Source organism: Pseudoalteromonas sp. BZK2, assembly GCF_014349195.1.
In the GTDB taxonomy this organism is placed as follows: Bacteria; Pseudomonadota; Gammaproteobacteria; order Enterobacterales; family Alteromonadaceae; genus Pseudoalteromonas; species Pseudoalteromonas simplex.
In genome coordinates, this window is the sequence record NZ_JACSOG010000032.1 from 41140 (window position 1) to 51173 (window position 10034).

At 39.2% G+C, this 10034-nt stretch carries 9 protein-coding genes; 5 read left to right on the forward strand and 4 right to left on the reverse strand.

Annotation, left to right across the window (positions count from 1 at the left end; genetic code table 11):
- Position 1: 1 nt before the first annotated feature.
- From mobH to BIZ38_RS17150, 4 genes are read left to right on the forward strand one after another with little or no spacing between them, the layout of a single operon-like run.
- Positions 2-2245, forward strand: coding sequence for a MobH family relaxase (mobH, locus tag BIZ38_RS17135; RefSeq protein ID WP_187490833.1), 2244 nt, complete (start codon positions 2-4; stop codon positions 2243-2245).
- A complete protein-coding gene (locus BIZ38_RS17140; protein ID WP_187490834.1) occupies positions 2229-4250 on the forward strand; it encodes a type IV secretion system DNA-binding domain-containing protein in 2022 nt (673 codons plus the stop codon). The genes mobH and BIZ38_RS17140 overlap by 17 nt, the downstream gene beginning before the upstream one ends.
- Positions 4251-4300: 50 nt before the next feature.
- Entirely contained in the window at positions 4301-4834 is a 534-nt protein-coding gene (locus BIZ38_RS17145) for a hypothetical protein (protein WP_187490835.1), read from the forward strand.
- Complete coding sequence (locus BIZ38_RS17150) at positions 4831-5517, forward strand: DUF4400 domain-containing protein (RefSeq protein ID WP_175080794.1); 687 nt, start codon at positions 4831-4833, stop codon at positions 5515-5517. Before BIZ38_RS17145 ends, BIZ38_RS17150 begins: the two co-directional genes overlap by 4 nt.
- A 463-nt stretch (positions 5518-5980) precedes the next feature.
- Here the strand turns inward: BIZ38_RS17150 and BIZ38_RS17155 are convergent, their stop codons facing one another.
- The 4 genes from BIZ38_RS17155 to BIZ38_RS17170 are packed head-to-tail and all read right to left on the reverse strand — an operon-like array spanning position 5981 to position 8946.
- Entirely contained in the window at positions 5981-6613 is a 633-nt protein-coding gene (locus BIZ38_RS17155) for a LysE family translocator (RefSeq protein ID WP_187490836.1), read from the reverse strand.
- A 57-nt stretch (positions 6614-6670) separates the two neighbouring features.
- Complete coding sequence (locus BIZ38_RS17160) at positions 6671-7564, reverse strand: dihydrodipicolinate synthase family protein (protein WP_187490837.1); 894 nt, start codon at positions 7562-7564, stop codon at positions 6671-6673.
- Between the two features lie 56 nt (positions 7565-7620).
- Positions 7621-8247 (reverse strand): LysE/ArgO family amino acid transporter, encoded by a 627-nt coding sequence (locus tag BIZ38_RS17165; protein WP_187490838.1) that lies wholly within the window; start codon positions 8245-8247, stop codon positions 7621-7623.
- 9 nt (positions 8248-8256) lie between these two features.
- The gene (locus BIZ38_RS17170) at positions 8257-8946 is read right to left on the reverse strand and encodes a B3/4 domain-containing protein (RefSeq protein ID WP_187490839.1); all 690 of its coding nucleotides are present in this window, start codon (positions 8944-8946) and stop codon (positions 8257-8259) included.
- A gap of 44 nt (positions 8947-8990) precedes the next feature.
- On the opposite strand from BIZ38_RS17170, the gene BIZ38_RS17175 reads away from it, so the two are divergent.
- Complete coding sequence (locus tag BIZ38_RS17175) at positions 8991-9593, forward strand: helix-turn-helix domain-containing protein (protein ID WP_187490840.1); 603 nt, start codon at positions 8991-8993, stop codon at positions 9591-9593.
- Positions 9594-10034 lie beyond the last annotated feature (441 nt).

Sequence of the window (10034 nt, forward strand, 5' to 3'; positions counted from 1 at the left end):
TATGAAGCTTTTACTTATTCCTTTTACTATTTTAATTAAGCTTTTTTTTAAAGTTCAGAAAAAGTATCTAATCGTTCAAAGTGAAAATGCCGCTCGCTTGATGAGAGATGACGCAAAGAAGTGCAATGTAGATCTTGATAGATCGAATAGCCCAGAGTTAGTTAATCAGATCATTGATGATAATAAATATTTAATTGCTCAAACTCGCTACTGTTTTGGAAATTGCCATGATTGGGAAAAAGAGAACCTAACCTTTCAGGGTCTATTTATAGATACGATTAAAAACTACGCTAGATATTGTGGCAACCTTCCTGCTTCTGAGGGTTATCACCATGCTAAAGAGTTCGGCTTAATTGAACATAGTTTACAAGTAGCTGATTTGGCATTAAGGCAAGCAAAGTCTCAATTCCTCCCTCAAGAATTCCCTCTAGACATCGAGAGACAAAGAACAAAAAGATATCAGTACGCCGCATGGCTTTGCGGCTTAGTGCACGATGCAGGGAAGATGCAAACTGATATGGATATTTACGATAAAAGCAATCCAAATAACATCTGGATTCCAATTATAGAAGACCTTGTTAGCTGGAAAGAAAAAAACAAAATAACAAAAGTTGGCATTAGATGGAGAAAAGACAGAATCCATAAGGGGCATGAAGTTTCTCCGCAACCCATATTTCAACAAATCCTCACACCTGATGCAAAGAGGTACATAGGCACATGCCCTGGCAACTTACTTGAAGACATAAGCACCACCCTTGCAAACTATCAAGGTATAGATGGCTACTTACAAAGAGCGGTTCGCTCAGCTGACTATGTTTCAACTGCCAAAGACATTCAAACAACTTGGGACAACGACCTTGGCGCAAGGAAGTCAGCGTTACACGAGAAAATCCTCAAGCTAATGCAAGATAAAGCCAAAGTATGGCTAACAGAAGGTAAAGCTATTGCTATTGATAACGAGATATACCTTCGGTGGCCTGAATGCTTCAATGAGTTAGCAAAGGAAATGCATCAATCAGATCCAACTGTTCCTAACAATCCAAGTCTTTTGCGTGAAAAAATGATGGATAGGGGCATTCTTCGTAAGCAAGAAAAAACTGATTACGCGCTCTTTTTTGAAACTGTTACTAACCTGTCTGAGGGTATTGATTTACTCATCAGTAAAAATCTTAAGGGCGGTATTGGCGTTATTCGTCTGGAGTGGCCTTTATTTTTGCTTAAAGGTGAAGTTATTCCACCAAACCGTTACGGCCTATTAAAACTCGACATGGGGCTAAACGCAGTCATCTACTCAAGTGAGGGTTACCGATACATAAGCGAAGAAAATGTTATTGCTCATGAGGCTGCGGCTCACTTAAAAGCTAATAGTGATTCTCTAGAAATGAAAGTTGAGCATTCGGCAACAAAGAGTCCGCAAAAAAACGGCAAGCCTAATACCAGTAAAGCCAAAGGAGAAGCTACTGCGGAAGAGCCCATTAAGCCTAACAATCCATCTGAAAAGGCAAAAGCAGCTCAAAAGGATAGCCCGAACAAAGATAAACCTAAAAAGGAAAAACCAAAGAACACTAATGGTGAGCTATTTGCTCCAACCAACCAACAAAGCGCAAAGGTACCGGAAAAGCAAAATAACGAAACAACACTTAAAAAAGCAGCCCCAAAACCAAAGAGTGGTATTAAGGTGACTTCAACGACCAAAGCCATTGAGTTCATAAAGACCTTAGAGCCGATTTTAATCGATGGTCAAAACTACTACCTTGTTGATGATAAATGGAAAGACAATCTTGACGACAATCTAGAAAACGAACTTGAAAAAGCGGGGCTTATCGAAAGAAAGCCACCAGCATTAATTCGTTACTTCATCATCAATAAGCGTAAATACGTTAAAGCGAGGTCGCTTGAACCAAGTCAAAACCAAAAAGCTGAAAAAAAGCCGAAATCAAATGAAAATCAGGATAGTTCAGATGTAACCGCGGCTGATAATACACCTCAGAAAGCAAAGTTAGATATTGAATCTCTGCTTGCTATTGGCTTAACCCCTAAGACTGCTGAATTATTATTTGGAAACATTATTCACGAAAAAGTTGAGTTAAGAGACGGCTTTTTAATTGCACCTATAAGAGATAAGAAAACTCTTGTTAATGCCGTCACAAACAGCAAAGCCAGCGAAACAAATATCTTGTCGAGTTCAATCGTACAAGATAAGAATGACATACATATTAAGGTGAAACATGACGCAGGAACGTAGTAACCCATTATTCCACGAAAATTTATACCGACCTGTATATGAATTAAATAAGGCTTACGCCTCTTTAGCCGCTGGTGTTGTAACCTTTACTTCAAGCGTTATTGAGAGTGAAGGCCATATCGGTATGGTGGGTTTTGGAATCACTACAATACTCACCGCTCAATGTGGACACTACACTCTAAAGGCAATTCCACTAGTCAAACGCCAGTGCAAAATCTTCTTCAACAAGATTGAATTCGAGGATATAAAAGCAATACGTCAAGAGCACATGGCTAAAGAGAATATCCTAAATCCAAACAATAAAAAGAAGGGAAATAACAAGATATTCATTGGAAATGGATTTGAATGGGGTGTGGAGCATGCAAATCGCTCATATCAAATACAAGGATTATACTCTGACAAACAAGAAGTGAAGCTTCCACTATTTCTTAAACCATTCGTTAAAAAATGGCGTAAAGAAACGTTAAAGCTTGGCGGTAAGCCATGGATTGGTGGTGTCGGGGATGCCGAAAGACAATACGTAGATGCTGAAACGTTCTTTGGCCACTCTATGATTATGGGCAATGTTGGTACCGGTAAAACAACAATGTTCATTTTGCTTAGCCTCGCGATGATCCACAAAGGCTATACCGTCATTGTATTAGACCCAAAAAACGACTCATCGTGGCGAAAAGCCCTACAAGCGGAAATGGAACATTTTGGTAAGGGCGAGCACTTCCACTACTTTCACCCTTCTAAACCATCTACATCTTGCACAATAGATCCGATTAAAAACTGGAATAGACCGACTGAGATAGCTGAACGTATCGCATCCATTATGGTTGAGTCGGGTAAAGAAGATAGCTTCATTCGATTCAACTGGAACGTCATAAACTCAACAGTTAACGCGATGCTTTATGCGGGCATACAACCACAAATCAAATCGATTGCTCTTTATGTGACAACAGGCAAAACCGCCTTAACTCAAAAGTGCCTTGAAAGACACTACGCTAAATGCTTAGGGGAAGATTGGGAGACTCAACTTAGCGCCAAAATGAGCTCTTTCGGGAAAACTCGTTTAGAGCAAATGCTAAATTACTATCAACAAGTTATATCTCAACAACATCAGTCACCAGAAGTGGATGGCATAATTCAGTTGCTTATGCACAACGCCGAGCATATGCAAAAGATGACAGCTAATTTACTTCCTATTTTTAGCGTCCTTACATCTACACCTATGGATGAGCTTATATCACCAGAAGAAGCGATAGCTGAAAGCTTAGATGCGCGTGATGAGGATACTAGATACGATACAGCTGAAAGTGAAAGTATAGATTACACATCAAATCACATTGAAGGTGTATCAAAGAAATCAGGGAAAATAAGAGAGAAAGACAGTCGTTATGTAGACACTTCAGACATCGTTGAAAATGGAGGACTACTTTACATGGCGCTTGATTCTCTCAGCGACACAAAGACAGCTGGTTATTTGAGCAAACTTGTTTTAGCTGACATTGCTGCTGTAGCAGGTTCACGATACAACTTCTCAGAAGGGAGAGGCCGTCGAGTAGCGGTGTTTGTGGATGAAGTACATGCAGCGATTGCTGGGAATGATGCTCTTTTGAATTTATTAGCCCAAGGTCGTGCAGCATTTATGCAAATGTTTATTGCAACCCAAACTAAAGCTGATATTGAAGCTAAAACAGACCCAGCTACTGCAAACCGTGTATTAGGTCTGTGCAACAACTTCTTCTCTATGAGAGCAAACGACACATCAACTCAAGAATATGCTTCCAGCCAATTTGGTGAAGTACCAATAACCAGCCAACAAATCACTTTAGGTCAAAGTTCAGGGAACACAAATGACATGACTGACTTTGGTTCTTCATACGCTGAGAGGCTTACACAACAAAACGACAAAGCATTTAACGAAAGCCTACTTGGTTCGCTACCTATTTTACAATATGTAGCACGACTTGCTGACGGCAGAACAATCAAAGCTAAAGTACCGGTAATACAACGATGAGCAGAGAAAAAGTATATAAAATCCAAAGTAGATGCTACAAAAAAAGCAATGTGAATGATTCACTTTCAGAAGATAACAAGCACATATACTCAGTCATCTACAAGAAAGCACCTGCTGTGGAAGAAACACTTCGATATTTGTTAGATTTTATTGGGGATGAATTGAAGCATCCACAACAAGATGTCGATCTATTTAATCACATCATTAACAAAGCTGGTCAGCACTCTCTTTTACATAATTCACATCTGAGCCGAGCAGAGTTTTTTAAGGCCTTTCTCTTCACGGTTACAAGTGAACTTACAGCCGTACTTGATGTTATGGTCTACACAGGGGGTTCAGGCTCGTGTATTGCTGTATGGGACCCACTCTTAGAGACAATCGGCCAATTCCTCATCACGCACAAGAACTCAGCAATACGCGCTAAACCAAACTTGATTGAAAAAGAGTTAAATCAAGAATCATTATTGATGATACAGCACTTTCTAATGAGCAAGATTGTGAAGCGTTCACACCTGTTCTATTTCGGCATTCCTAATTTCGATGAAAGTAAAACCCTTACATTTAAGGAGGCGTTTTCTTCATGATTTATGAGAATGACAGCGAAGACCTGTATAAGGATAAGTCTGGAGAGCAAAATAGAAAAAAAGAATACTCAAAGTTATTCACCTTTATTCTATTTGCGTTGGCAGCACAGGTTCTTGCTTTAAACCCCACCAGCTTTAACAGAATGCTAGAAAATGAAGTTAAAGCGAGCTACAAGGCCATCGGTGAAAAAAATTGGCTTAACCTTACAGATGCATCGTATAGGCACTACAACACAATCATTGTGAGATCAGGATTTAAGCAGTATTTCTTGGACAAGGTAAATCGAGATACAGACGATAAAAACCCTTTAGCCAGGCTAACAGCAAAGCTTTTGCCTTTAGTGAAAAGAGTCACAAACAACATACAAACGCTTACATACCAAATCTTACACAGAGCAAACCTTTTAATGATTTGGCTTTATATTTTAGTGCCTTTCGCACTTGCTCAACTAGTTATTGGTGTTTATAGCTGGAGAATTAGAGCTTATACATTCGGTAACAAAACAAAGACTCGTATGTTAGTTATTAAGAAACTAACCAAAGGTATTTTAGTAGGTGTCATAATCTATTTCGCCCTACCCAACTCTTACCCTACAGCTGGGGCATACATACCTTTTATTGCTTTATTATTTGCATCATTCCTAACATCTAGATACATAGCAACACTGCAAAAGCATATTTAGAAATCTAGGGTAATAAGCTCTGAAGAATTAAGTATGTTGGTGTGCTAGAGCAATCAGTAACTCTTGAACACAAGCTTACGCTGGTTGCTATAACTAAGCAGAACTGCAAAGTAGAGTCACCATTTTTATGCACTCTTAGTGTCTACTACCTCAATTAGGTTAATCGGATTACATAGCACACTAATTCATCCTATTGCTTTTAAATATATAGAAACGTCCATGTTCTCTATAAAATTGCTCTGAGACATCAATAAGCATTTTAGGCAGATGTAAGATTAGTTCATCAATTTCTATGTTTCCTGCTTGGTCAGCTGAACAGTCCATCTGTTCTTTAAATTTCAATACTATCTCACAGTATAAATATTGGAACATTTTATTTAAGCTTTAAAATAAAGTTAGGTAGAACAGTACGTTCGGGATTATTCTAATAAGTTAATACGCAAATATCAGTTGATCTCTTCATTTAGTTTTCACTTGATGAAGCCCTAGTAAATATTGCTATGCTAGCAGCACCAAAAAAGGCAGCAAACGTACATTCCAACACAACCTTTGACTTCAGGTAAATATGCCTAGCTACAGCATTAGAAAAAAGCACGGCATAGCTAAGAAATACAACTGAACTTAAAAGCCCTACCAAAAAAACAACCGATATCAACTCAGATGTATTCACATTAGCTGGAACACCGACAGAGTATAGTGATGTAAAAAATAAAATGGCTTTAGGGTTACTTAAGTGAATAAATAACCCTTTAAAATAGGCGCTAGACAGTGTTACCGAGTGACTTTGTGGTAATGATAATACTGGCTTTCTAAAAGCAGAGCGTAAAGACTTCAAAGACAAATAAATCAAATAAGCGGCCCCTATGTAACGCATGATTTCAAATACCCACGTATTGGCACTTAATAGCGCAGCCAAACCAAACGCAGCGCTAAAAGACCAGATAATCGAACCTGTTAAAATACCACTCGCTAAACTCAAGCCATGTGAGCGGCCATGACTCATTGACGCACTAGCTATTGCCAACGTTGCAGGACCGGGGCTTGCTACTGCTGCGAATGCTGCCAACAAAATAAGTGGGTAATTAATCACATCCATTATAATTATCCTTAATTTAAACCTTGAGAACCGCCTATATAAACACCAAAATTAACACTATGATAATTCTGAGCTATCAAGCAATGCGGCTAATTTCTCTCTTTCTGTTCCATCTAATGCGCTAAGCGGCAACGGTAAGCAAGGGGCTTTAACTAAATTTTGAATCTCAGCCGCAGCAGCTACCACACGAAGGCTTCCACCATTACGTTGAAAAAATTCCCAGACAGGAGTTAATACTTCTGAGATACGAACCGCTTCCTCAATATCACCGTTTTTGACAGCTGCTGTGAGTAATTGTGCGGTTTTAGGGTATAGGCCGCCAATCACTGAATACCATACATCACAGCCCGCCTTTAATCCGTTAGCAGCGCATGCATCACCGCTCACACCTATAGAGACATGCCCCGGAATTAAATTTCGAAGGTGGTTTACACGCTCGAATGCGGCTTGAGGGTCGCTCGGTACTCCCGGGATTTTGATTGACTTAACATTAGGTAGATGGGCAATTCTTCCGTGTAACTCGTCACTGAAGTGAAAATGTGTCGTTCCGGGGTTATCATAGACGCACAGCGGAACAGATAGTTCAGTAGTGACAATCTTGTATAATTTAAATACCTCTTCCTCTGTTAATTTTTGGTACGACATTGGTGCTAATAAAACAGCACTAGCGCCTGCGTTTTGCGCATCTTCCAAATTTTTAAGCACATCTCGTGTGCTTAAAGCGCTTATTCCAACCATAACAGGAATAGAGTTCGAATGCTGTACAGCAATTTGAGCAACCCTTTTACGCTCTTCTCTTGTAAGGTAAGCATAATTCCCTGTTGAACCTAATACTCCAATTGAATCGACCTTAGCATTTACCAAGCGCTCTATAAGGCCGATAAAGGCTCCTTCATCAACTGAGTTTTTATACATTGGTGTTAATGGAAATGCAGATAATCCGTGAAACATAATTTTTACCTTATTAAATATAAATAGCTGATTAAAAATAAAGGCTTATCAACACTTTATATGTAGTGGCTTAGCAAAGGTATCGCTAATTTAAATGCAATACCGAACATAATGCACGAAACTACCGAGTCTAAGATACGCCAAGTTCTAGGTTTGCTAAAAAGAGGGATCAATTTATTAGATAAGTACACCAATCCATAAAACCATACTCCTGATGCAATCAGCGCCCCTGCAACAAACCATAATTTTTCAACACTTTCCATTTGAGCTGTCACGCCACCAAGAATAACAACAGTATCTAGATAAACATGTGGATTCAAAAACGTGATTGCTATAGCCATCAAAGATACCTTTAACCAGCTTTGAGCGACATTGGAGTTATCCAATTCAAGGTGGCTTGAACCTCTCCAAGCTGACTTTGCTGATTGGTAGCCATACCATAAAAGAAATAGTACACCACCGAGGGTCAGTACACTCTTCCAGAATGGAGCTTCATTTAACAATGCGCCTAAACCCAATACACCTGTGCTAATGAGAAAAATATCACCTAAAAAGCAAATGGTCGCGACTGACAATGCGTATTGCTTTTTTAACCCGCATTTTAATAAAAATGCATTTTGACTACCTATTGCGACAATCAACCCTCCGGAAACGACCGCGCCTGTTAATAAAGAGTGTGTCACATTAAACCTCTACGGAGCATAAACGAGCGATTGTTCTATTGATGAGTCGGGCATAATAATTTGAAAATGTTTAATCATTTCCTGCCCTGCATCTTGCAAGTGTTGAATTGGCATTTCGGGAAGGCTTTCTAAAATAAACCACATGTTACGCGTATTAGGCTCAATGCGGGTTCTGATACCTTGCCTCCAATTCCATCGACGACATGTAACGCCTACATCATCACGCCAAATAACTTCGCCAACATCAGGAGTCTCTATTGAATTTACACCATTTTTAACAGTGTCAAAGGTCTCTGTCCCATCAGCAATCGTGAGTGTTGGCGTGCCTTTAAAGCTATCTATATTTTCACCACCAACTGGCACGGCAAATCGTAGACTGATTGCATTATAAATATCTACAACAGGATCAATGCTGGGAATTATTCCATCTTTCAACGCTCGTTTTCGAAGAGCTGCCGCAGAGCAAGGAGTGCGCTTAGGTTTAGAACCAAACTTTCGATACACGTCCCCCCACGCATTTAAATGAGCTTCAGCCCAGTCAAAATCGCTTTCCTGAATGGATTTGCAAGCTTCAAAAAGTATGCCTTTTGTATATGTCGCGTTATGAATTTCACTGCCTTTAAGCGTGATACATAGCGCCTTAAAATCAGGTGCTATATTAGAAATACGACTGTCAATTGACGGTAGTAGCATAACCATTAGATAATTCCTGTAATGACTCATTTGCTACAAGATACAATTTTATGACCAAAAAAGTCAATATAATGACCGGCAGTGATTCCAACGCTCAGTACATCAATCAAGCTGTTGCAGTTAAAATTAAAGAGCACCGAAAACAGCTTAAGCTTTCACTTGACGCATTGGCAAAAAAAGCAGGAATAAGTAAAGGGATGCTTGTTGAAGTTGAGAAAGGAACGGCGAACCCAAGTATCGCTACCCTGTGTAAATTATCGGCCGCACTAGGTGTTTCTGTCGCAGATATTGTTAATGTTGCTAGTAAGCCAGCTATCAATGTCATTGCTGAAGATGATATTCCTATTTTATGGAATGGAGAACATGGTGGTTACGCTAAGCTATTAGCAGGAACAGCCGGCCCAGACATGATTGAATTATGGCGTTGGGAGATGAAACCATCTGAAAATTTTGAATCGGCAGCACACCCTCACGGTACGTTTGAGCTTTTCCACGTAGAAGCGGGTATATTAACTTTGAATATTGATGGAGAAGAAACAGAACTTTATAAAGGTCAGTCAGCTATTGTAAAGACCGATGTTCCACATTCTTATTCTAATCATGCTGATTGTGATTTAATTTTCACAATGACTGTTGCCGAGCTTCATAGATAAGTTTTTATTCTGTTTATAAGTAGCTAACTCAAACCTGACCTTATTAAGAGATGCTAAAGCACTCAAACGCGATAACGTATATTTTTAGGGATGGTAAGAAGCTATATAGCTATACGTTAGTAAAATTAATACGCTTTAAAAGAGAAAAATATGAATATTACTTTAAGTTGCTGATACATGATTTACAAACTTCAATTGGGCCAACTTTTGACTGGGCCTCATTGATTGCATCATCCACTTTTTCGAAATGCCCCAGAAGTAGTGTTCTATAGTTGTTTTTTATCAAATGGCATTTCCGTGTGTACAAAATAAAATTATTTTTGTTAGCTTCAGGTGAACTACCCAGCGACATCGCTTCGCTCTGATCACTGGGCTTCTACAGTCTAGCTTAACGGCTAGGCTGCTTCTTTTTTCTCAGATCCAAAATCCAACTTCGATAAT

Coding starts and splice junctions, on each gene's coding strand:
- mobH (WP_187490833.1), top strand. CDS start 2: ATGAAGCTTTTACTTATTCCTTTTACTATTTTAATTAAGCTTTTTTTT.
- BIZ38_RS17140 (WP_187490834.1), top strand. CDS start 2,229: ATGACGCAGGAACGTAGTAACCCATTATTCCACGAAAATTTATACCGA.
- BIZ38_RS17150 (WP_175080794.1), top strand. CDS start 4,831: ATGATTTATGAGAATGACAGCGAAGACCTGTATAAGGATAAGTCTGGA.
- BIZ38_RS17155 (WP_187490836.1), bottom strand. CDS start 6,613: ATGGATGTGATTAATTACCCACTTATTTTGTTGGCAGCATTCGCAGCA.
- BIZ38_RS17160 (WP_187490837.1), bottom strand. CDS start 7,564: ATGTTTCACGGATTATCTGCATTTCCATTAACACCAATGTATAAAAAC.
- BIZ38_RS17170 (WP_187490839.1), bottom strand. CDS start 8,946: ATGGTTATGCTACTACCGTCAATTGACAGTCGTATTTCTAATATAGCA.
- BIZ38_RS17175 (WP_187490840.1), top strand. CDS start 8,991: ATGACCAAAAAAGTCAATATAATGACCGGCAGTGATTCCAACGCTCAG.